Genomic DNA, 23,071 nt, shown 5'->3' with positions numbered 1-23,071 from the left:
TAACTATATTTACTAATTATTTTCTGGTATATCCAATATAGTACCGTAACTATTAAAACAGTGGGAAGCCAAAGCGTTAACACCGCCTCCGCTTTTAAGATAGCTGTTTATTATTTTGCCGTCTTTTCTAGCAAGGTCTGGATATTTTAAGTTTATATATCCTAAAACAAGACCTTTGCTTGTTGAGGCATGAATATAAGTTACAGTATCATCTTCATCTATATCTATTACTATACCTGCATGTGTGAGTTTTTTGGTATCTGATGTAGTTCTGTCAAACATTATTATATCGCCTACATTAGGAAGCACACCGCTGTATATCTTTTTGTATTTTGACAAAGTGGCATATATAGTTTTTACGCCGCCAGAATCCAAAATAGCCTGCTTTTCAAATACTGCTATATTTGAAGTCCAATAAACTGCCGCTACATAACCAGAACAATCAAAATTGAAAGTTTTTTTCTCTTTTGAATTGGGGTGAGTGAGCAGAGCCTTTTCATTATATTTATAATGTTTATTTAGGTAAAAGTTAGCCCATTTTTTTATGTCTGCTCTAACTTGTTCCTTTTGTTTATCTGTTATCTCTACACCGCTTTCTTTAAGCTGTTTCTGATATTCTTTATCATAGCCGTAAGTTTGTGCGAATGATACAGAAGATAATAACGTTATAAATAATATTAGTATAGCAATATAAAAACGCATAAAACACACTCTTATAATAGAAAATTATTTTATAAGATATCAGCAAAAAGTCAATACAGTTTACAATATTCTTATTTATTCATTTTTATTAAATTTTTAATTTGGCTTTTCAAAAATAGTACCATAACTATTAAAACAGTAAGAGGCTAAAGAATAAGGTACTTTTCCTCCTCTAAGGTAACTATTAATAACTTTGCCGTCTTTTCTGTATAAGTCTGGATATTTTAAATTCATATATCCTAAAATAGGTCCTTTACTAGTAGTAGCATGTATATATGTAATAGTTTCATCTTCATCAACATCTATTACTATACCAGAATGAGTAAGTTTTTTATCATAAGATGTAGTACCGTCAAAAAATATTATATCTCCTATATTAGGAAGAGTATTTTTATAAATTTTATTTTCTTTTGATAAGAGATAAAATATATTTGCAGTAGAGCCGCTTAATTTTATACTTGGTTTTTCAATAGCTGTAAAGTAAACTGCTGCTACAAATCCAGAACAGTCAAAATTAACTTTTTTCTTTTCTTTTGTGAAAGGATTAGTAATAGTGTCGCTTTGATTATATTTATAATGTTTATTCATATAATAGTTAGCCCATTTTACTATTTCGTCTCTTTCGTTATTTTGAGAAAATAATAACTGCGTAAAAAAAGACAGCATAACTATAAAAATGGTAATATAAAAACGCATTATCAATCCTCCTAATATAAAAAATTAATTTTCTATTATAAATCGGATTTTTAATTATAAATAATAGTCTACATATTGTTATAATATAATTCTTTTATATTAAATTTTTCAGATTTAAGCCATTTTATTCTGTATTGTATTGGGGTTATAATATTAAAAAATACTGATAAATACGGATAAGCATTTTGAAACTGCATAGACAATCTTGTTCTAAAGAAAAAATTGTTTTTTTGATTTAATTTATTTATATTAATTACTTCTATTCTATTGATATAAGAAACATTTTTCATTAAAGCTTTAAGATTTGTATTTCTTATTTCACGCATAGTTTCAGAGTTTAATACAACATACTCTCTCGTGAAAAAATCATAATATATTTTTCTGTATAAATATATTTCTCTTACATTACTGTCAATAAACCAATTTTTATTAACCAAATCTATTCTGAAATTTATAAATACTATAATACCATTATCTATATATCTTTTTATATTTTGATAAACTTCATCATTATATGAGGTTTCTACATCAGTATAAAGTATATCATTATAGATATAAGCTCTTGAAAAATGAAGTCTTAATTCATAAGCATGTAATGATAAACATGATGATATTATAAAAAATAATATTGATATACGCTTCATATTTTTTATTTTATACTTTTTTTATTAAAAGTAAATATATTATAGATAAAGGCTTATATCAAGTCCTATTTTACTTTCCATAGTTTTGTATGCGTATAGCTGTTTGGAGCGTCCATAATCATATTTTAATCCTATAATAACTCTGTAAATTTCAAATCCCACTCCTACACTTATCTCTGGAATCCATTCTACATGCTTATCATTTATATAATACTTCTGTCCGTTTGCATACCTTGAAACATTATTTATCAAGTCATGATTTAATCCCAAATAAATACCTGTTATAAAACTTATCTCTCCCCATATAGGTACTCTAAAGTCAGTTCCAGCAAATGCACTGAATAAGTTTACAATGTTTGATTTGTCAAATCCTATTATTGCAAAATTCATTCCGCCATAGAATGTAAACCAGCCGTATTTATAATATGCTGATACATGCATCTGTTCAAAACCTGAATCTTTAAAATCTTCTTTTTCTTTGTTATATAAAGTTTCATCTCCAAGTATATCACCACTAATATGAGCACATATATGTCTTAAAGGACTGAATCTTAATTTAAAAGTATTATTAAATATATAATCAAAAAAAACTTCTACCTGCATATAAGTACCATACATAAGGCTTTGTCCGTAGTACTGATCATAGCCTTTTTTATATTTTGACAAAAAGAAATGAGTTAAATACCCAATACCTATTTTGAATCTATGTACTTCATTATATCTGAATGCTATTGGAGTAACTTCAGTAGCAAGTGTAGGCTGATAATAAAAATCCATCTTATCAAAATTAAAATGATCATTATTATACATTCTATCTATATTAAGCACATCGCCAAGCCAAAATCTGCTGCTGTAGGCATCTGGATCTACCCAGCCTGAAAAATATCTGTCTGTTTCATAATTTTTTAATGGATTAAACTCCCACTTCATTTTTACTTTTTGTGTATAGTTATCCATCTTATCTTTGAAAGTATTGCTTTCTTGAGAGTATATAATACTATTTAATAAAAGTATTACTGCGAAAGTAAAAATAATTTTTATCATATATTAATCTTTATAATTTTATTTGTTTTATTTGTTTTATAAACGATTATATTAGATTTTTTATTATATAGCAATAATACTTTATCATAATATAGTAGGCATTTTATATAAAAAACACCTATTTATTATATGTTAGAAAAATAAGCTGGCATCTAGTCCTATTCTGCTTTCCATTTGTCTGTATGAGTATAATTGTTTTGAACGTGAATATTCATATTTCATCCCAATTACAAACCTATATATTTCAAATCCTATTCCTGCTGAGATAGATGGTCTCCATTCATTATGAGTTTCTGTAATAGGATATCCTTGACCTCTTCCTTCTGTTCTGTTTATAGTATTTATTTTATCAAAGAATAAACCTGTATAAATGCCTGTTATTAAACTTATTTCACCCCATAATGGTATTCTTATTTCTGTACCGCCGTAAATATTAAATAAGTTTACAATATTTGATATATCAAATCCAGTTACAGCAAAAGATGTGCCGCCGTAAAAAGAAAACCATCCATATTTATAATAAGCAGATAAATGCATTTGTTCAAAGCCTACATCCCTGAACTCTTCTTTATTTTTATTATATAATGTATTATCTCCTAGTATATCGCCGCTTATTTGAGAACATGTGTGTCTTATAGGAGCAAATCTTATTTTAAATTTATTATCAAATATATATTCAAAATATGCCTCTACCTGCATGTATGTTCCGTATAAAAATGTAGAGCCGTATAATTGATCCTGTCCTTTTTTGTAGCTTGAGAAAAATAATTTTAATGCATATCCTACACCTATTCTAAATCTATGCTTATCTCCTCCTATATTGAAGGCTATAGGTGCTAAATCTACTGCCAATTTCGGATTGAAATATAAAACCACATTATCTAGATTGAAATTATTATTTCTGTATAAACTTTTAATATTTAAAATATCTCCGAACCAAAAACTGCTGTTATAATTATCAGGATCAAGCCAAGGAGAAAAATATTTATCAGTTTCATATACTCTAAGAGGATTATACTTCCATTTTAATTTAATTTTTTTCTCATAATTATTCATCTTATTTTCTAGTGAATTATCATTTTGACTATACAATAAAGATGAGAGTAAAATTATAAAAAGTATACTATATATTGTTTTCTTCATATCTTTACCTTAATATCTTATTAAAGTTATTTAAACTTACATAATAAATTATAAGGTAAATAATGATAGTTTCAATATTTTATATGTAAATATTAAAAATTCTATGTAAAAAGTATTATACTTTTATTTAGAAAGTAGATTAATATAGGCTTCTGTTTCTATGTCCTTTTCATCTATGCCTATTTCATTTAATATTGATTTTAACTTTGAAACTTGTTCTTCCACTGTAGAATCAGAGTTTAAAAACTCTATTTCTATAAAATTATCCAAGTTTTTTATCTTTGAAACTTCTACCAAAGCATTTTTATATATGAAAGCATATCCTTTTTTTTCTTTTCTGACATACTCTTTATATTTTTGAATTTGAAATAAAAAGTTAATAATAAATCTTGCTTTTTTTTTGCTTACTTTTAATTCTCTCTCTTCATTAACTTCCACACCGTCAATTAATGCTCTATCTTTAGCACAAAATGTATATCCGCCATGTTCTATTCTAAGTCTTATGCAGTCGTTAGTTTTTATATTTTTATTTTTTATATCACTTTCTTTTGCATAGTAAATATCTTTTTTAAAATATCTTTTTTTGAATTTGGCATTTTTGCATAGAAAGTTTAATACAGAGTCAAAGTTTTTAACATATGCTTTTATTTCAATTTCAGAGTTTAAGGACATAATTATTACTCACTGTATTCTTTTGTTGTGCTGTCATCAACATGTATGCCTTGTTTATCATATACTATAGGAGCAACTTTTTCAAATAGTATGAAAGCAGGTGAGGATAATATAACGGTAAGAGGAAGACCTACTAAAAGTTCGGCTCTTATTAATACGGCAACATTTGAAAGATCTGAGTATATTGAAGTTACTAAAAATAAGGCTATAATTTTTATTAAATAACCTACTAAAGTTACAAATATTCCTGCGGCAATTTGTTTGATGAATATTCTAGTATTGAAGAAACCAACAAAGAAGCCTATGTTTAAAAATATTATAGCATAAGAGCCGAATGTACCGCTTGAGACTATATCTTGCAAAAGCCCTATAATAAAACCATATATTATACCGTCAAAAGATCCATATCTGAATGATATGAATACTAAAAATATTAAAAGCAAATCTGGTTTAGCTCCAAGTGCTACTCTTATTAAATCATAAGCTGGAGATGACTGTATTAAAAGAAGTATTAATGTTGTAATAATAACGGTTATAACTCTTTTCATTATTTTGTCTCCCCATTATTTTCATCTTCTTCATTTGCAAGCATAATAATTTCTTGGTCTGGTACTTTTTTAATAACATAAACATTTTCTAAAGTAGAGAAATTAACTGTAGGCTCAACATAAAGATCATGGAAAAGTCCGTAATTTTTCTTTTCAACTTTAAATATAGTTCCTACTAATATACCTTTTGGGAAAACGCCTCCCATACCGCTTGTAACTACACGCTCTCCTTCTTCAACGTCCATTTGCAAATCTATATACTGAAGATGAGTTTGTGTGGATTTAGGACTTTGACCTACCATAATACCAGTAGTTCTTGAGCTTTCAAGCATTACAGATATTTGAGATCTTTGGTCAACTAAAGATAGTATTCTGCTGTTGTATCTTCTTACTTCAACTACTTTACCCACTAAACCCTTGTATCCGTTTTGATATGATATTACTGGCATTCCTACTACTATGCCATGTGCACTTCCTTTATTGATAACAATAGTAGTGTAGAAGTTCTGAGGGTCTTTAGAAACTATTTCAGCATATTCCAAAGCATATTCATCAGTAGGAGCTTCATTAAGCAATGCTCTTAATCTGTCATTTTCAGCACTTAATTGTTCATATTCCAAAGCAGCCCCGCTTAATTCTGCTATTCTGTCTTTTAATACCTGAACTTGGCCTTGTAATGTAAATATATCTGTTATGCTTGTATATAGGTATACAAAAGCCCTTGAAACACTTTTGGTAGCACTTTGAATAGGGTATACTCCAAGTGCATAAATAGACTGTAAGTTAAATACAAAATTACTTCTATTTAATACCATAAGCATAGCTGCTATAAGATTTAGCAGAATGTATAAAGTAAGAAGTTTATGTTTTAAAAAAAGTTTCACGCCTATGAGTATCGGATATATTAATCAAAGTTTTATAATTTTTCCGATTTTAAGAGTATCTTCTATAATTTTTTAAGTTTTTAGTCTCTTCTATAAACTTTCCGCATCCTATAGCAACACATGTAAGCGGGCTTTCAGCAAGAATTACAGGTACTCCTGTTTCCATAGATATTAAATCAGTAAAACCAGGGAGTAGGGAAGTGCCTCCGCTCATAACAATACCTCTCTCTACAATATCAGCAGAGATTTCAGGAGGAGTCTGATTAAGTACAGATTTTACAGCTTCTAATATTTCTATTAATATATCAGCTATAGCATCTTTAATTTCGGCACTGTTTATTGTAAGAGTTTTAGGAAGTCCGGATACAGAATCACGTCCTCTTATGTCCATAGTTTTTGATATATCGCCTTTATAAGCATGACCAATATTTATTTTTATCTCTTCAGCAGTTTTTTCACCTATATAGAGGTTATGAGTTCTTTGCATATATTTAATAATAGCGTCATCAAGCTCATCGCCTCCCACACGTATAGAAGCACTTCTTACCATACTTCCAAGCGAAAGTACAGCAACTTCAGTGGTACCTCCTCCTATTTCTATAATCATATTACCATGCGGCTCATTAATAGGCATATCAGCACCAATTGCAGCTGCTCTTGCCTGTTCTATTAAAAATATGGTTCTAGCACCCGCCTGTTCGCAGCTTTCTCTAACAGCACGTCTTTCAACTTCAGTAATACCAGTAGGAATACCTATAGCTATTCTTGGTTTTACTAAAGTTCTTTTATTATGTACTTTATTTATAAAATATCTTATCATTTTTTCAACAGTTTCAAAGTCGGCAATAACCCCGTCTCTCATAGGTCTTATTGCTGCTATAGAGTTCGGAACTTTACCTAACATTCTTTTTGCTTCGTTTCCTACAGCAATAACATTTCCAGTACTTTTTTCTATAGCTACTACTGATGGTTCAGCCAAAACAATACCTTCACCTTTTACATATACTAAAGTATTAGCTGTACCTAAATCGATTCCCATATCACTTGAGAACATATTATATAACCAGTTAAACATTTTTATTACAATCTCCTTAATATATCCCTAGCGGGTTTATACGAATTATCTATTTTGATAGCTTCTCTAAACATTTTTATAGCTTCATTTCTTCTTTTAGTTTCTAAATATAATGTTCCTATACTATAATATAAATCTGGATTTTTGTCATCTATCTCTAAAGTCTTTTTGTAAAAAAATTCGCTTTCTTTATATAGTCCCTGTCTGTAGTATAATTCGCCCAATTTTAAATAAGTTCTTGCTTCAAGCATATCATTATTATTAAATTTACCGTTCATTGATGATAATATTTGTATAGCCTTAGTATAATCTTTATCGCCTTCATATGCATTTGCAAGTTCATAATATAATTCCATATTGATAAACTTTTCACTGTTTTCGCTTATTTCTCTGTCAATGGCATCTTCCAAATATTTTACAGCCTCTTTATATAGTCCTATTTCATAACATATCTTTGACAATTCTATAGTTGTTGATACTCTGTTATCACCATCGTTTATTGCATTTATATATGATTTGTAAGAATCAATATAATAAGCTTGTCCTAGTCTTTGATAGCTGTATCCTAATCTTTGATATATAATATTTTTATTTTTTATAAATTTGGAAGTCAGTAAAAGCTGTTTGGCATACCGTATAATATTTTGACTTGCAGATGTAATAATATCATTTTTATCAGATCTGATTAATATATCATAATATAAATCTATACCAGTAATAAGTATATTTTTATTTAATGGTCTTTTTGTATAGAGATCATTAAATAAAAAAGATGCATTATTATAGTCCTCTAATGCCATATAGTCATAAATAGATTTTAATCTTTTTTTTTCTATATAGCTGGAGGTAAACATATAAGCAGCTGCAATAATGCTTATGACAGCAATTAAAGTTATGATGATAATATGTATGCTAATTTTTTTTTCAACATTATATAGATAAGGCATTATATTTACATAATCCGTTAATTATTATTTTCATTATTATTTTCTGAGCCGTTATTATATAAGGATAGTATAGTTTCTTTAGGATTAGTAAGAGGGTCTTGGGCAACTATACATAATCCTTCAAGTATAACACCATTTTGTATAATAAGTTCAGGTGTTCTTATTTCCCCAAGTACTCTGCTTGTAGGCATAAGCATAACTCTGTTTTTAGCTTCTATATTTCCTATGATTATACCTTCAATAACAGCCGATACAGTTTTTATATTAGATTTTATTTTTCCAGTTTGACCTACAAATACATTATCAACTTCTAATTTTTCACCTTCATAGCAGCCGTCAACTCTCAAAGTGCCGTTTAATGTAAATTCTCCTTTGAAGTATGAACCTTCTCCTATAATAGAATTAGATTCTGCAGTTTCATTTCTTTTCATAAACATCAAAAAAACTCCTAATTTTTAGTGTATACTATGGAATTATCTATATTGTTAAATTTAAATTTGGTATCAAGACCAAATAAAGATTCGCTGTGTCCTATAAATAAATATCCATGTTCATTTAATATATCATAAAATCTATTAACAGTAAGTTTTACAGATTCAGTATCAAAGTATATAAGTACATTCCTACAAAAAATAACATCCATGTTTGTCTGACTGCCTCTATGCCTTAAATTATGATAATCAAAAGTAATGAGTTTTTTTATATTACTTTTTATGGCATATTCTCCAGAGGGCAGCTTATCAAAATACTTTTTTAAATAGTCTTCTGGAACATTCTCAACTTTATGAGCGTCATATCTTCCTTCTTTGGCTGCAACCAAAGAATTAAGAGAAAGATCGCTTGCAAATATTTTTATATCCTGTTCTCTAATTCCAGGCGTTTCCAAACAAGTTATAGCTATAGAGTAGGGCTCCTCGCCAGTAGAACAGCCTGCACTCCAAATTCTTATTTGTTCTCCTAGCTTTTTTGTCTTTAATATTCTAGGCAGAACATAATTTTTCAGTAATTTGAAGTTAGGCTCATTTCTAAAAAATTTTGTAAGGTTTGTAGTAATGTTATCTAAAAAAGTTTTAAGCTCTTCCTTGTTAGTGGATACAAGTTTATAATAATCTTCTACTTTATCAAGATTTCTCTCTTTCATAGAAGATGCAATGCGTGACTCTAAAATAATCTTATTAATAACATTAAAACATATACCGCTTTCTCTATATACAAAATCCCTAAATAGATCGAATTGTTTATCAGTTAGTTTCAGTTCATTCAAAATCAATTATTCCAGAATAAGTATAAAAACTATTGTTTATTTTTTGTAAGAACCATCTTAATACGTTCAAGAACTTTTTTTCTATCTAAAGGTTTTGTAATATAGTTTTTAGCACCTGCTAGAAGGGCTTTTTTAACCATATCCTCTTTACCTAAAGCACTAACCATAACTACTTTTGCATTTTTATCATATTCAATTATTTTTGTTAAAGCTGTAATACCATCCATTTTTGGCATTGTAATATCCATAGTTACTAAGTCTGGCTTGTATTCTTTATACATAAGTACGCCTTCCTCTCCATTTTCTGCAGTTCCTACTACATTGTACTGCTCAGATACAAAAATTTGCTGCAGCTGTTTAACAACGAATGCAGAGTCATCTACGATTAGAACTTTGTATGGCTTTCCAAATTCATTTATACCATCAGCTTCTTTTGTATTAATGTCAGACATATTTATTTACTCCTTTTCTGATTCTACGGCAACTAATACATTAAAATCGCCAATAGAGGTATCTAATTTTATATGAAGAAATTCCGAATCGCTTATCGAAACTTCTAAATTCTTGCTTTTCATTATAACAGGCGGTGATATATCAACATTATATCCGTCTTTTTCTAATTTTGTTACAGCAAGTCCTGCTATTAAATTAACAAGCTCCTGTACAGTAGATAATGATAATTTATCAATATCTTTTATTTCGCTGTCATTCATTATAGAAACTATTTTTTTGGCTGTTTCTATTTCCATATCAATTATAAAATGACCGACTATATCTTCTGATAATGCCACTATTGCTATAATACCTGAAGCATTAACAAAATCGCCTTTTAAGGTTATATCACTAGTTTTGATGCCATTTTTCAGATAATTCTGAAGTATTTCATTGGAAGCATCTGTAAATGGTCTAATATAGTCAAGTCTCATTTTTTAATACTCTTTTTAAGCTATAATTACTTGTATATATTTTAACAATTTATGACTTTTTTTGCAAGTAATAGTTATAAATATAGTATTAAAATAATTCTTGCGTTAAATATCGAAAAAAAAATAATTTGCTTGAAAAGAATATTTTTATTATTTTATTATTGCAGATTATTATTGCAGATTGTTATTGCAGGATATTCAATATTACAGTACATGGTTATAGTGTATGACTATATTAGCTTGCTGTTTATATTTATATTTTTTAATTCACAGTTAAAATTCATGCATACAATTTACATAAACAGTATAATTACTATGAAAATTTAAAAAAATAAAAAGTCTAATAATAATTTTCAATAAAAATCATTAAAAATCATTTTTTATTTTATTTCTTAATCGTTTCATCTATATTCAGAATATGTATAAATATTACACTCTCTATATTTATTATAATTATCTGCCCTTTTTATTTTTTTAGCATAGACTAATTTCGCCTCATATTCATTGCAAATTAAAAAAGATAAAAAAAAGATAAAAAAGATATTGAAAAATGATTTGAATATTTTTCTTTATAATACTTTTTTACGAAATCCTATTGCTGTATGTAATGCTTCAAACATAATTCCAGAATTAATTATATCATTTTTATTGTCAGGAAGTTTCCAGTATATACTGAAATTTTTTAAGTTTGTCAAAGGTTAGTTTTTCAAATTGTTTGCACCATACACCAACTTATTTTGGTTACCCAAAGAAGCTTATATCCTCGATAAACTAGGATACGCTTAGCGAAGGACTGCATTTTTTAACTAATATTATAATACATTAAAAACTTATTTTATTAATAATACTTTTTATAAAGCATAATTAGATTTATAAACAACTAAAATTTGATAAATTGTATTGATTAGCTATATACATAAACAAATATATTTTGCTTTTATTATAATATAAGTTTTTATATGTTATAATTTTATAAAAAAGGGCTTTGAAAATTAATTCAAGCCCTTTTATTTAGTACGATTTTTTACTGTCCAATTACATATCTTTGTAGAACTCTATATGATGCTGTAATTCATAAGGCAGAGGATTTCCTGTTTTAGTAAATTTGAAATATCTGTTTTCAAGCTCTGTAGCCTTTTTGCTTCTGATATTTTTAAATCTGTTTGCTATCTCTGAGAACATAGGCTGTTTAGCTAGTTCGTCTCTTATATTTTTAGCAAAAGGAACTTGTCTGTATAATATGCCTCTTGCCACTCTATTAAGACGCATAATACCTTTGCTTTCGTATTTTATCCATAGATTGTAGTCGGAAACAAATACTTCTCTAAGATTGTTTCTGCATTTTTTAATTTGTATTTTTAATTTTTCTTTAGCTTCATCTGACAAATTTCTGTTTTTCTTATAGAACTGAACATAATCGCTGTATTCAGAAGTAATAGACATTTGAGTAATATCATTCCAAGCAGGTCCAAGCATAGTTTTGCATAATTCCCATCTGAATGCTCCTATTGTAGGTATAAGCAAAGATTCTAAATCTTCTGAAGTAAATATAGGGAATAAGAATCTTCCAGTACTGTTTTTCTGTCTGCTTGAAAGTTCTTCCCACATTATAGCTCTTGAACCGAATGTAGGCATAAGTATTATATTAGGAAGTACTTCCTGCATAACAAGTTCTTTTTCTATATTCAATTCTTTATTTTTGTATAATACCTCTCTATAGAATGCAGAGAAATCTATATCTGTTATATCTTTTATAGATTTTTCCATTACATCTCTTCGTATTAATGCTCTTTCAAAATCTTTTGTAATCATATCTTTATGAAGAATAGGGAAATATACGCTTACCTGACCATAACATAGTCTGTGAGTAGTTTCAATCATATTTTCAACTTCATATTCAAGTCTTTTAGAAGAACTTTCCCAATGTTCTTCAAGTTCTTTGTCGTTTATAGTACCGCGTTTTTTTAATTCCCTTAAAGCTTCTCTGTAATCCTGACCAAAACCATTTACAGAAGGCGGTTCTTCTTTATCGTATATTTTTTGAAGCCATTCGTCTATATAGAAAACATTGATTTTTTTTGTTTTACTTTTGTCTTTAATTTCGTATAAATCCATTATTTGATTTGGTGTAAGCAGTTGATCGTCCATATATCCGAAGTTTAGGAACATTTTTACAAGTCTGCTACTTTCTCCGTTTATTATAGATCTTTTAGCGATTTCTTTATATATTTCAAAGAATACAGTTGTAACGCCTCTTCTTATTTTTCTTACATCATCTTCGGTACTGAATTTATCTCTTAATTTTCTGTATGCCTGTAATGATTTCATGAAACTTTTAGCTTTGTTTTCATCAATTCCAGACATCTCTATTAATTTTTTAGTAGGATCTTTTACTTCACTAGGAAGCTCTTCAAACCCTATAGTAACTTTTATATTATCAATACCATCTATATCTGCATTAGCTTCTTCTGAAGAAGGAACATTATTTTTAGATATTCTTTTTAATATAGAATCCATTTCTTCAGTATCTATATTAAGGTCATAATCATATTCTGTTTTAATTTTATTGTAAATATCTTTAATGATGCTTGACATAAATCTTATATATCTAACCCATACATCATTATCTTTGCCTTGTTTATCTAGTTCAGTAGCTGTTTTTACATACTCTCCGAATAACGATTCGTTTTCATTTGATGATAGAAATAAAATATTTTCTATAGCTTCAACTATTTCTGTTTTTAGCAAAGATGATATTTTTTTTAGAGTTTCATAAAGCATATGTGATGCATCCAAACTCATATTAGTATCATAAGAGAAGAATTGAGTTTTAATATTTTTAGGCATAGTTAAAAATCTTCTCACATAATCGATTTCAAATTCCAGTTTTTCAGTATTTTCCTCTTCGTTAAACTGATTTTTGTTATGCATATATATTTCAGAGTGATCAGCTCTTATAAAATCTACGTCAAATGAAGTAGGGAAATTAAAACCTGAGTTTATAGAATCTTCATAGATTTCTTTATAATTTTTTAACATTTCAGATTTTATGTTTTTTGATTTAGTCTGCTGCAAATTAAAATATATAACAGCAAGATTAGCAGATATTATTTTCACATCATCATTGATTTTTTTTATTTTAATATATTCTTCATAGGATTTTAAAATAACATATGCTATAGAATGATACATATTAGTAAGATATGCTTTATTAACTTTGAAAAATGTTTTAACATATTCCTGATTTGGGGTTTTGACAGCATATATTTCAGTATCATCTTTTGACTTGAAAGAAAACATATATTTAGAATTAGTTTTATAGCTTCCAATACCAATCATGATATTTTTAGGTATTGAAAATAGTCGGCAGCTGTAACGCATAATTTCATTTTCATCTTCAATTCCCAATATATCTTTAGAAGATATGTAAACATCTATTTCCCCATTAGTGACTATAGATATATTTTGTACTTTTTCTCCTTCATAAAAAATAATAGAATTTGGTTTTAATTTAATATTTCCGTTTTCTTCAATACTTACACTCATAATTTTCAACTCTCTCTAATTTTATATTTATTAATATTTAAAAATTATATATTATTTTTTTAAAATATGCTAGTTTTTTGGATTTTTTTAATATTTTTGCCAAAAATTTCCCGTTGAATAGCCAAAAATTCCCAGAATTTAGTGTTTTTTATAAAAAATTCTGCCTGAAAAAAGTCATTTTTAAGAATAATGATTTTAAGCAAGCGTAAATTTGTATGAAATGTAGTATAAAACTAATAAAACACTAAAAAATAGCTATTTTTTAAAAAAACCGCCTCTAAAAGCTATTGCGTTTTTAAGGCTGTATGCTATAATAATAAAACAGTTGATGAGAAACAAAAAACAAAACGAAAGAAACGAAACACCAACTGAAAATGAAAAACTTAAAGTTCTTTGACAGATATATGAGAGCGTAGATTTTTAGAAAGTAATTTCCAACATAAAGACGGAAATCAGCAATTATAAAAATCTTCACTAGATAAAGAAAACACAATTAGATTGTGTGTCTTAGAGTAGAAACAATTAAGCGGAGCGTTACTAAAGAATTAGATAAGAAACAGCTTTAATTAGCTAAAAGTCTCATTCAATTTGATGTATTAAACTTATCTTTGATATTAGAGATAATAAAGAAGAAAAGGATAATATGGTCAAGTAAGTAAGGGCTTAAGGTGGATGCCTAGGCACTGGAAGGCGATGAAGGTCGTGACAAGCTGCGATAAGCTACGGGGAGAAGCAAATATTCTATGATCCGTAGATCACCGAATGGGAAAACCTATAGAAGCAAACCTTCTATATCATAAACTGAATCCATAGGTTTATGAGGCGACACCCAGGGAACTGAAACATCTAAGTACCTGGAGGAAAAGTAATCAAAATTGAGATTCCCTAAGTAGTGGCGAGCGAAAGGGGAAGAGCCTAAACCATAATAATGTCAAGTTGTAAGGCGTTGTTATTATGGTGTTGTAGGGCGGTGAGTGATGTACTTACATGCATCGACTTTGCTTTATATGATAGTGGAACTGTTTTGGAAAAGCAGACCATAGTGAGTGATAGTCTCGTACACGAAATCATATAGACAAGGTTTTATCGTTCCTGAGTAGGGCGGGGCACGTGAAACCCTGTTTGAATCTGGGTAGACCACTATCCAAGGCAAAATACTAACCAGTGACCAATAGTGTAGAGTACCGTGAGGGAAAGGTGAAAAGTCTCCCGTTGAGGGTTATTAAATAGAACCTGAAACCTTAAGCTTACAAGTAGTCAGAGGGGACCCTGCTAGCAATAGTAGAAGGCCTGATGGCGTGCCTTTTGTAGAATGAGCCTGCGACTTATAGTACGTAGCAAGATTAAGAGGTAATAGCCTTGTAGTCGTAGTGAAAGCGAGCCTTAATAGGGCGACATTAGTTGCGTGCTATACGACCCGAAGCCAAGTGATCTACCTATGAGCAGTGCGAAACTCGAGTAACATCGAATGGAGGTGCGAACCAGTGGCCGTGAAAAGGCTTTGGATGACTTGTGGGTAGGAGTGAAAGGCTAATCAAACTTGGAGATAGCTGGTTCTCTCCGAAATGTCTTTAGGGGCAGCGTTATGTGTTTACTTACGGGGGTAGAGCACTAAATGGACTAGGGCTCCTAACCGAGTACCAAACCCAACTAAACTCCGAATACCGTAAGTTAAGAGCATGGCAGTTAGACAGCGGCGGATAAGCGTCATTGTCAAAAGGGAAACAGCCCAGATCCTCAGCTAAGGTCCCAAAATCTATGTTAAGTGGGAAAGGATGTGAGAATACTTAAACAGCCAGGAGGTTGGCTTAGAAGCAGCCATTCCTTTAAAGAGTGCGTAACAGCTCACTGGTCGAGTGTTCTTGCGCCGAAAATGTAACGGGGCTCAAACATAGTACCGAAGCTAGGGAATTATAGAGTTAATCTATAATTGGTAGGAGAGCGTTCTTTAAGCCGTTGAAGGTTTACCGTAAGGTGGGCTGGAGGTATAAGAAGTGAGGATGCAGGCATGAGTAACGAGAAAACGGGTGAGAAACCCGTTCGCCGCAAACCCAAGGTTTCCTAGGTAAAGCTAATCTGCCTAGGGTTAGTCGACCCCTAAGATGAGGCTGAAAAGCGTAGTCGATGGGAAACAGGTAAATATTCCTGTACTATGATATGTTTCGATGGAATGACACAGATTGTTTGCGTACGCGTTAGATTGGTAGATAACGTCAAACAGTTTAGACTTGTGATGAGTAAAATGCTTGTTGCTTTAAGGTTGAGGCTGGATAGTGACTGGGCTTTCGGGTTCAGGAAGTTGCGTGAGCTAGGCTGTCGAGAAATAATTTCTAAGGTTAGGCATGTCATAATCGTACCGCAAACCGACACAGGTGGGTGAGATGAGTATTCTAAGGCGCTCGAGATAATCTTCCCTAAGGAACTCTGCAAATTAGTCTTGTAACTTCGGAAAAAGAGACGCTTGAATCTTGGTAGCAATATTGAGAGGAGAGTCGCAGTGAAAAGGCCTGGCCGACTGTTTAGCAAAAACACAGATCTCTGCAAACATGTAAATGGATGTATAGGGATTGACACCTGCCCAGTGCTGGAAGGTTAAAAGGAGAGGTTAGCGTAAGCGAAGCTTCGAATTGAAGCCCCAGTAAACGGCGGCCGTAACTATGACGGTCCTAAGGTAGCGAAATTCCTTGTCGGGTAAGTTCCGACCTGCACGAATGGTGTAACGATCCGGGCACTGTCTCGGGGAAGAACTCGGTGAAATTGAATTATCAGTGAAGATGCTGATTACCCGCAACAGGACGGTAAGACCCCGTGAACCTTTACTATAACTTGACATTGAGTTTTGTTTTGTGATGTGTAGAATAGATGGGAGGCTTTGAAGTGGGAGCGCCAGCTTTCATGGAGCCATCTTTGAAATACCATCCTTCGCAAAATGGGATTCTAACGATTAGCCGTTATCCGGCAGTCGGACATTGTCAGGCGGGTAGTTTGACTGGGGCGGTCGCCTCCTAAAGAGTAACGGAGGCGTGCAAAGGTCACCTCAAACCGAATAGAAATCGGTAGTAGAGTATAAAGGCATAAGGTGGCTTGACTGCGAGAGAGACATCTCGAGCAGGTACGAAAGTAGGTCTTAGTGATCCGGTGGTCCCGAGTGGAAGGGCCATCGCTAAACGGACAAAAGGTACTCCGGGGATAACAGGCTTATCTCCCCCAAGAGTTCATATCGACGGGGAGGTTTGGCACCTCGATGTCGGCTCATCGCATCCTGGGGCTGGAGCAGGTCCCAAGGGTTTGGCTGTTCGCCAATTAAAGCGGTACGCGAGCTGGGTTCAGAACGTCGTGAGACAGTTTGGTCCCTATCCGTTGTGGGCGTTGGAAAGTTGAGAAGAGTCATTCTTAGTACGAGAGGACCGGAATGAACGCACCGCTGGTGTATCTGTTGTTCTGCCAAGAGCATCGCAGAGTAGCTATGTGCGGACGGGATAACCGCTGAAAGCATCTAAGTGGGAAGCCTCCTTCAAGATTAACTTTCCCTATGAGTTTCGTTGGAGACTACGACGTTGATAGACTGCAAGTGTAAGCAGGGAAGAAATACCTGTTCAGCTGAGCAGCACTAATCAGACCAATGACTTGACCATATTATCGTTTTCTTCTTAAATAGAAATCATAATAAAAGAGTAGAATGAGACAATCTGCGCTCTTATATATCTGACAAAGATACTTAAAACTTTGTTCTTTTAATTTGTTAATATTATTTCGGTGACCATAGAGAAAGTGATACACCCGTTCCCATTCCGAACACGGCAGTTAAGCCTTTCATCGTCGATGGTACTGTAAGGGTAGCTTTACGGGAGAGTAGAACGTTGCCGGGTATATATTATATATTTATCCCAATAGATTTTTTCTGTTGGGATTTTTTTGTTTTATTTATTGATTTTTATATATGATATACATTGATTTTATTAATCTAAACTAATAAAGAGTAATATTAATAAATTATATAAAAATATATTTTATTAAATCATTATAATAAATAAAAAAAATTGAACTTTTGAGATTGTATTATGAATTTAAATGATTTTATATGTATTTTGAAAAATACTAAAAAATATAAATTTAAAATTGAAAATACTATATACAATATATATAAAATATTATTTGTTTTAAATCAAATATATAATAATAATGATAAAGATGATATTTTCTATATAATATTTTTTGAATCAGCCTGCATATATATGAAAAAAATAATAGATATTGAACAGTTAGTTGATAAAGAAGATAAAAAAGATTTGCTTCTTTTGGATTTTAATAGAATTAGAAATATGACAGCTCATAATAATATAAAATACAGACTAAAAGATAAAGGAATATATTTCTCGGATAATTTAAGCAGAGCAAAATTTTTGTATAATAGGTATTATATAAATAATGATGGTAGTATAGATATGATATTATTTATAGTTTATTATTTATATATAATAGTGAACAAATTGATAGAAAAATATGATTTAAATATTAATAGTTATAATAATATTTCCACTAATTATGAATATGAGTATATATTGGAGTCCATTAATATTTTTAATTCTTTAACTTCTCGTTTTGATATGAAGTCCATATATGATTATGTTGTACCAAATTATCAAATTAACATATTATGGAATGAAATATCAGCATTAAAAGTTTCAATAACAAATAATGCAAATTTTAATTATATTAAAAAAGAAATATTCGATATGAGAAATAAAATATTGAAAATTAAGGATTCAGATAAAAAAGATCTTTTATTAAATCAATTATTAGAGATAGAAAAAGAATTTTTTGGGAAATAAAATGTCAAATAAAGAAAGAATTATAAAAACTATTAAAATTATAGCATATCTATTTTCTTATATGATGGTTACTGTAGTTGCCTTCAATTATGGTTATATGTTCTATGCAGTTAAATTTGATGGGGCTTCCGCTCCTCCTAGTGTTTCCTTTATTTTTGCTATTCCTTTTATTGTTGCTATATTAGTATGTATTATTATAATTAAAATAATTAAAAAGAGAATGAAAGATTAGTATTGATATGATATAATAAATTACTAAATAAAAATAATTCTGAGGTTTATGAATAATGCAAAAAGATGAGAGAAAAGTAAAGTCTACCATTTCTGTTTCTATATTTACTATTATAATTGTTATACCGCTTACTTTAATTATTTATAATCTTAAATTAGAAAATGCTTCTTATCTTCCAAATACTTTTTCAAAATATGCTGTATCTTTTTTAATAGCATTTATAATCAGTCAGCTAATATCAGCAATTTTTAATAAGTTTATATTACCTGTTTTAACTTTAATTGCTGCAATTATTATAAAAAAAGTAATAAAATAGGAGGAAGATAAATAAATTTAATTTTTCTTATAAGAATTATATTTATACTTTTATAATAAAAATATAAAAAATATTACTTTATTTAAATTAATTAGTTATACTTTACACTAGTATTTTATTAAACTTATTGTATAATAAATAACTAAATAAAAAATAATTTTGGAGGTTTTTTAATTATGGCAAATCCAGTATTATCAGATAAAGCATTTAATTATGCATCAAGTTATGAAAATGAAAATACAATGACTCTTAATGGGGCAATTAACAAGTCAATAATACTAACATTAGTATTAATGCTTTCAGCTATGGTGAGTGTATTCTTTGTTTTGGCAAAAAGACCAGAGATGATTTACCCTGCTGCTTTAGGTTCTTCTATAGCTGCTTTTGTTTTAGCTTTGATAATGACTTTCAAAAAAGAATTATCTAAAGTTTTTTCTATACTTTATGCTATACTAGAAGGTATTGCTATAGGGGCTATTTCTTATGTATTTAATGCTGCTTATGACGGTATAGTTGTTCAGGCTGTATTTCTTACATTTTTAGATTTATTTATAATGTTAGTTTTATACAGATTTAGAATAATAAGAGTGACAGAAAAATTGAGAAGTGTGATTATGGTATCTACTTTATGTATAGGTATTGTATATTTAGTTAATTTTATAATGTCATTCTTTGGTGCTAGAATACCTTTCTTGTATGGTTCAAGTCCTTTAAGCATTGGAATAAGTATTGTAGTAGTTCTTATTGCTTCTTTCAATCTTCTTTTGGATTTTGATTTTATGGAAAAAGGTGAGTCTTATAATATGCCTAAATATTTTGAGTGGTATGCTGCTTTCGGACTTCTTGTTACTTTGGTATGGCTTTATTTAGAGATATTAAAACTTTTAGCTAAAACTAGAAGCAGAGATTGAAGATTATATAATTTGAATTAAATAGCATGCATATTAGTTTATGCATGCTTTTTTATCATTATGTTAAATAGATATTGGTATTTTTATATAAATTTCTTTAATACTTATATGTATTTTAGATTGTTAATACGCACGGTGAGTAAAGCTGAAAAATAAAATTGAGTTTTGTTTTTATTTTTTACTATATAAGAAATATGAAATTAATCGTGCGTTAAATGATATCTTAAACCTAATAAAGGCTTGGGTGGGTGTGCTTTTACAGTTAGAATATTATAAAAAATGGGCATTATAAAATTATATAACAAATAATAAAATTTTAGAGGGTGGGGATGTAAATAATTCTTTTAATTTTATTTTCATTCTGCCGCCTTTATATTTGTTACTAATCATAAATTCTTTAACCATATACTTATAAAAAATCATGCAGTCATAGTGTTTTTTAAATTTTTTATATACTTCCAATAAAATATATAATTATAATATAAAACTTATTGTAGATATAATTTATTACAAAATAATATTTTTACTATTTAATTAATTATTATTTAGTATTATAATACTAATTACAATTTAATTTTAAGGTATAATAAAAAATGGCTAATCATATAGGAACAGACCTCACAGAATCAAAAGTTGTTCCCACATTAATAAAACTTCTTATACCAATATTATTATCTAATATACTAAATGTTGTGTATAATATAGCTGATAGTATTTGGATAGGAAATATTATAGGACCGCTTGGGCTTTCGGCAGTTGCTGTTAGTTTTCCAATAATGCTTTTAATAGGTTCGTTTGCATTTGGAGTTAATATGGCTAATGGTGTTATAGTATCTCAGTATTATGGGGCTAAAGATTATGATACTGTGAGCCATGTTATAAAAGTATCTACAACATTAGGGGTTATAATACTTTTTACTGTAGGCTCTCTTATGCTTATATTTTCAAGAACTATATTAAAAATCATGAATACTCCAGAAAATGCTATGGACATGGCACTTATTTATTTAAGAATATCTATAATAGGGCTTCCATTTGCATATGCTTATTTTTTTATTTCTTCCATACTTAGGGCTGTAGGGGACACTGTAAGACCTTTAATATTTTTAATTATATCTTCTCTTCTCAATATAATATTAGACCCAATATTTATAAAAGGTTTTTGGATAATACCTGCTATGGGACTTAAAGGTGCTGCTATTGCCACAGTAATATCTCAGTTTACTTCTGTACTAATAAGTACAACATATTTAAGAATGAAAAATAGCTTTATCAAAATTAATCCTTTCATATTTACATTCGATTTAAAAATGACTAAAAAAATAATGAAATTAGGAATACCTATTTCATTTAATCAATTTATAGTGGCTTTCGGCTGGCTTGTAATAACCAGACTTATAAGCAGTTTTGGAGAGGCTGCAAGTGCAACTGTTGCTATTGTTAATAGGGTAGAATCATTATTTATTATGCCTGTTGGTGCTTTGGGTAATGCTGTTATGACAATGTCGGCACAAAATATCGGGGCTAAAAAATTAGATAGGGTAAAAGAGATTTTTAAAAGCGGTATTATAATAGGACTTATAATCTCTTCTGTTATGAGTATTTTTTCTATAACTAATCCTTATCTTCTTATAAGAATGTTTACAAAAGATGTTTCAGTATTTGAATATGCTAAAAGCTATATTTATACTATTATGCCTATATTTATTTTTTATTCTGTGATGTTTGTATGTAATGGCGTTATAAATGGAGCTGGAAAAACTATAGTAATAATGGCTTTCACAACTTCAACAACATTAATTTTAAGGACAATTTTAGCTTATGCCTTATCACCTCATTTTGAGCTTGTAGGTATATGGCTTTCTATGGGTATATGTTATATAATAAATACTTTTTTCAGCCTTTACTATTTGAAGTCCAATAAATGGCAGAAAAATGCCAATATTACAAATTAAAAAATGTTATTAATAGTTATAAATTGTGTGTATATACTGGAACGATTTCATTTTGTCAACAGATGCACTTTATATAGAATTATTAACTTTTTTGTGCTGCAAAAAAGTTAATAAAGATGCAACTGATAGAACTTTATATTTTAGATATATGTATCAAATGTAGAATATAACTTAAATTTAGGCTAAAAATGCAGTCTTTTTGGTTCTTTGTGTCAACAAAAGAACTGGGGTATGGGGCAAAGCCCCATATATTAAAAACAAAATACAACCTTATTTTTGACAAATTATAATTGTTTAGGTATATACTGAAAATTTTTAAGTTTATAAATTTTTTGTTGTTCTTTTTCCTGCCGCACGCCACAGGCGGACTTCGTCAAAGAACCATACGAAGTACGCCTACGGCGAAAGTGCAAGTGTAAAAAATTAGTACTAAATAATACTAAAGTTGTGTTACATGTAAGATAGCTTTAGTAAATTAAAGCCCAAATGTAGCCTTTCGCTACTGCGGGCTGTGCCTGCTTCTTTGTGGCACGCCTGCCTACGGCACGCAGAGCGAGGCAGACAGCGTCCAAAATAAGTAGGGCGCAGAGCGGTCACGCTGTGTACTTCGTAAGGGCAAAGCCCCAGATATCAAAACAAAAATATAACTTTACTTTTGACAAAATATAATTGTTTAGGTATATAAAACAATAAATAAAAAACTCTAGAGCGATATACTCTTTTTATATAGATAT

20 protein-coding genes and 2 rRNA genes are annotated in these 23,071 nt (G+C 29.6%); 7 read left to right on the top strand and 15 right to left on the bottom strand.

Annotated elements, in window-relative coordinates; translation table 11 throughout:
• Positions 1-12: 12 nt before the first annotated feature.
• The 15 genes from F811_RS0104340 to F811_RS0104270 form a co-directional block, all read right to left on the bottom strand.
• Positions 13-702 (bottom strand): NlpC/P60 family protein, encoded by a 690-nt coding sequence (locus tag F811_RS0104340; protein WP_020004064.1) that lies wholly within the window; start codon positions 700-702, stop codon positions 13-15.
• A 96-nt stretch (positions 703-798) separates the two neighbouring features.
• The gene (locus F811_RS0104335; RefSeq protein ID WP_020004063.1) at positions 799-1,398 is read right to left on the bottom strand and encodes an NlpC/P60 family protein; all 600 of its coding nucleotides are present in this window, start codon (positions 1,396-1,398) and stop codon (positions 799-801) included.
• A gap of 68 nt (positions 1,399-1,466) precedes the next feature.
• A complete protein-coding gene (locus tag F811_RS0104330; RefSeq protein WP_020004062.1) occupies positions 1,467-2,042 on the bottom strand; it encodes a DUF4390 domain-containing protein in 576 nt (191 codons plus the stop codon).
• A 39-nt stretch (positions 2,043-2,081) separates the two neighbouring features.
• Positions 2,082-3,086: a hypothetical protein gene (locus F811_RS0104325; protein ID WP_020004061.1), complete on the bottom strand. Its 1,005-nt coding sequence runs from the start codon at positions 3,084-3,086 to the stop codon at positions 2,082-2,084.
• Between the two features lie 132 nt (positions 3,087-3,218).
• Complete coding sequence (locus tag F811_RS0104320; RefSeq protein WP_026364341.1) at positions 3,219-4,229, bottom strand: hypothetical protein; 1,011 nt, start codon at positions 4,227-4,229, stop codon at positions 3,219-3,221.
• Between the two features lie 123 nt (positions 4,230-4,352).
• Entirely contained in the window at positions 4,353-4,901 is a 549-nt protein-coding gene (locus F811_RS0104315) for a class IV adenylate cyclase (protein ID WP_020004059.1), read from the bottom strand.
• 5 nt (positions 4,902-4,906) lie between these two features.
• Complete coding sequence (gene mreD / locus F811_RS0104310; protein WP_020004058.1) at positions 4,907-5,449, bottom strand: rod shape-determining protein MreD; 543 nt, start codon at positions 5,447-5,449, stop codon at positions 4,907-4,909.
• Positions 5,449-6,333 (bottom strand): rod shape-determining protein MreC, encoded by an 885-nt coding sequence (gene mreC / locus F811_RS0104305; RefSeq protein ID WP_083921307.1) that lies wholly within the window; start codon positions 6,331-6,333, stop codon positions 5,449-5,451. Before mreC ends, mreD begins: the two co-directional genes overlap by 1 nt.
• A gap of 49 nt (positions 6,334-6,382) precedes the next feature.
• Entirely contained in the window at positions 6,383-7,408 is a 1,026-nt protein-coding gene (locus F811_RS0104300) for a rod shape-determining protein (RefSeq protein WP_013113588.1), read from the bottom strand.
• Positions 7,409-7,413: 5 nt separating this feature from the next.
• Positions 7,414-8,355 carry a tetratricopeptide repeat protein gene (locus F811_RS0104295; protein ID WP_020004056.1) on the bottom strand — a complete coding sequence of 314 codons (942 nt, stop codon included), beginning with the start codon at positions 8,353-8,355 and terminating at the stop codon, positions 7,414-7,416.
• A gap of 17 nt (positions 8,356-8,372) precedes the next feature.
• Complete coding sequence (locus F811_RS0104290; protein WP_020004055.1) at positions 8,373-8,792, bottom strand: polymer-forming cytoskeletal protein; 420 nt, start codon at positions 8,790-8,792, stop codon at positions 8,373-8,375.
• Between the two features lie 11 nt (positions 8,793-8,803).
• Complete coding sequence (locus F811_RS0104285; RefSeq protein ID WP_020004054.1) at positions 8,804-9,619, bottom strand: CheR family methyltransferase; 816 nt, start codon at positions 9,617-9,619, stop codon at positions 8,804-8,806.
• A gap of 29 nt (positions 9,620-9,648) precedes the next feature.
• A complete protein-coding gene (locus F811_RS0104280) occupies positions 9,649-10,071 on the bottom strand; it encodes a response regulator (RefSeq protein WP_020004053.1) in 423 nt (140 codons plus the stop codon).
• Positions 10,072-10,077: 6 nt separating this feature from the next.
• Positions 10,078-10,545 (bottom strand): chemotaxis protein CheX, encoded by a 468-nt coding sequence (locus tag F811_RS0104275; RefSeq protein WP_020004052.1) that lies wholly within the window; start codon positions 10,543-10,545, stop codon positions 10,078-10,080.
• A 1,035-nt stretch (positions 10,546-11,580) separates the two neighbouring features.
• Positions 11,581-14,091 carry a cyclic nucleotide-binding protein gene (locus F811_RS0104270; protein WP_020004051.1) on the bottom strand — a complete coding sequence of 837 codons (2,511 nt, stop codon included), beginning with the start codon at positions 14,089-14,091 and terminating at the stop codon, positions 11,581-11,583.
• A 645-nt stretch (positions 14,092-14,736) separates the two neighbouring features.
• Here F811_RS0104270 and F811_RS0104265 point away from each other — a divergent pair.
• The 7 genes from F811_RS0104265 (at position 14,737) to F811_RS0104230 (ending at position 22,337) form a co-directional block, all read left to right on the top strand.
• A 23S ribosomal RNA gene (locus F811_RS0104265) occupies positions 14,737-17,726 on the top strand.
• A 117-nt stretch (positions 17,727-17,843) separates the two neighbouring features.
• A 5S ribosomal RNA gene (rrf, locus tag F811_RS0104260) occupies positions 17,844-17,960 on the top strand.
• A 366-nt stretch (positions 17,961-18,326) separates the two neighbouring features.
• Positions 18,327-18,923 (top strand): hypothetical protein, encoded by a 597-nt coding sequence (locus F811_RS0104255; protein WP_156821987.1) that lies wholly within the window; start codon positions 18,327-18,329, stop codon positions 18,921-18,923.
• Position 18,924: 1 nt separating this feature from the next.
• Complete coding sequence (locus tag F811_RS0104250) at positions 18,925-19,155, top strand: hypothetical protein (protein WP_020004049.1); 231 nt, start codon at positions 18,925-18,927, stop codon at positions 19,153-19,155.
• Positions 19,156-19,210: 55 nt separating this feature from the next.
• Positions 19,211-19,471, top strand: a complete 261-nt coding sequence (locus F811_RS0104245; RefSeq protein WP_020004048.1) for a hypothetical protein — start codon at positions 19,211-19,213, stop codon at positions 19,469-19,471.
• 176 nt (positions 19,472-19,647) lie between these two features.
• A complete protein-coding gene (locus F811_RS0104240) occupies positions 19,648-20,382 on the top strand; it encodes a Bax inhibitor-1/YccA family protein (protein WP_020004047.1) in 735 nt (244 codons plus the stop codon).
• A 593-nt stretch (positions 20,383-20,975) separates the two neighbouring features.
• Entirely contained in the window at positions 20,976-22,337 is a 1,362-nt protein-coding gene (locus tag F811_RS0104230; RefSeq protein WP_020004045.1) for an MATE family efflux transporter, read from the top strand.
• Positions 22,338-23,071 lie beyond the last annotated feature (734 nt).

This window comes from Brachyspira innocens ATCC 29796 (genome assembly GCF_000384655.1).
Lineage (GTDB): Bacteria > Spirochaetota > Brachyspiria > Brachyspirales > Brachyspiraceae > Brachyspira > Brachyspira innocens.
This window is presented reverse-complemented; position numbering and strand designations above follow the sequence as displayed.

Bases quoted from the DNA above. Each gene is read 5' to 3' on its own strand.
- F811_RS0104340 (WP_020004064.1), bottom strand. From the start codon at position 702: ATGCGTTTTTATATTGCTATACTAATATTATTTATAACGTTATTATCT.
- F811_RS0104335 (WP_020004063.1), bottom strand. From the start codon at position 1,398: ATGCGTTTTTATATTACCATTTTTATAGTTATGCTGTCTTTTTTTACG.
- F811_RS0104330 (WP_020004062.1), bottom strand. From the start codon at position 2,042: ATGAAGCGTATATCAATATTATTTTTTATAATATCATCATGTTTATCA.
- F811_RS0104325 (WP_020004061.1), bottom strand. From the start codon at position 3,086: ATGATAAAAATTATTTTTACTTTCGCAGTAATACTTTTATTAAATAGT.
- F811_RS0104320 (WP_026364341.1), bottom strand. From the start codon at position 4,229: ATGAAGAAAACAATATATAGTATACTTTTTATAATTTTACTCTCATCT.
- F811_RS0104315 (WP_020004059.1), bottom strand. From the start codon at position 4,901: ATGTCCTTAAACTCTGAAATTGAAATAAAAGCATATGTTAAAAACTTT.
- mreD (WP_020004058.1), bottom strand. From the start codon at position 5,449: ATGAAAAGAGTTATAACCGTTATTATTACAACATTAATACTTCTTTTA.
- F811_RS0104300 (WP_013113588.1), bottom strand. From the start codon at position 7,408: ATGTTTAACTGGTTATATAATATGTTCTCAAGTGATATGGGAATCGAT.
- F811_RS0104295 (WP_020004056.1), bottom strand. From the start codon at position 8,355: ATGCCTTATCTATATAATGTTGAAAAAAAAATTAGCATACATATTATC.
- F811_RS0104290 (WP_020004055.1), bottom strand. From the start codon at position 8,792: ATGTTTATGAAAAGAAATGAAACTGCAGAATCTAATTCTATTATAGGA.
- F811_RS0104280 (WP_020004053.1), bottom strand. From the start codon at position 10,071: ATGTCTGACATTAATACAAAAGAAGCTGATGGTATAAATGAATTTGGA.
- F811_RS0104275 (WP_020004052.1), bottom strand. From the start codon at position 10,545: ATGAGACTTGACTATATTAGACCATTTACAGATGCTTCCAATGAAATA.
- F811_RS0104270 (WP_020004051.1), bottom strand. From the start codon at position 14,091: ATGAGTGTAAGTATTGAAGAAAACGGAAATATTAAATTAAAACCAAAT.
- F811_RS0104255 (WP_156821987.1), top strand. From the start codon at position 18,327: ATGAAAAAAATAATAGATATTGAACAGTTAGTTGATAAAGAAGATAAA.
- F811_RS0104250 (WP_020004049.1), top strand. From the start codon at position 18,925: ATGTCAAATAAAGAAAGAATTATAAAAACTATTAAAATTATAGCATAT.
- F811_RS0104245 (WP_020004048.1), top strand. From the start codon at position 19,211: ATGCAAAAAGATGAGAGAAAAGTAAAGTCTACCATTTCTGTTTCTATA.
- F811_RS0104240 (WP_020004047.1), top strand. From the start codon at position 19,648: ATGGCAAATCCAGTATTATCAGATAAAGCATTTAATTATGCATCAAGT.
- F811_RS0104230 (WP_020004045.1), top strand. From the start codon at position 20,976: ATGGCTAATCATATAGGAACAGACCTCACAGAATCAAAAGTTGTTCCC.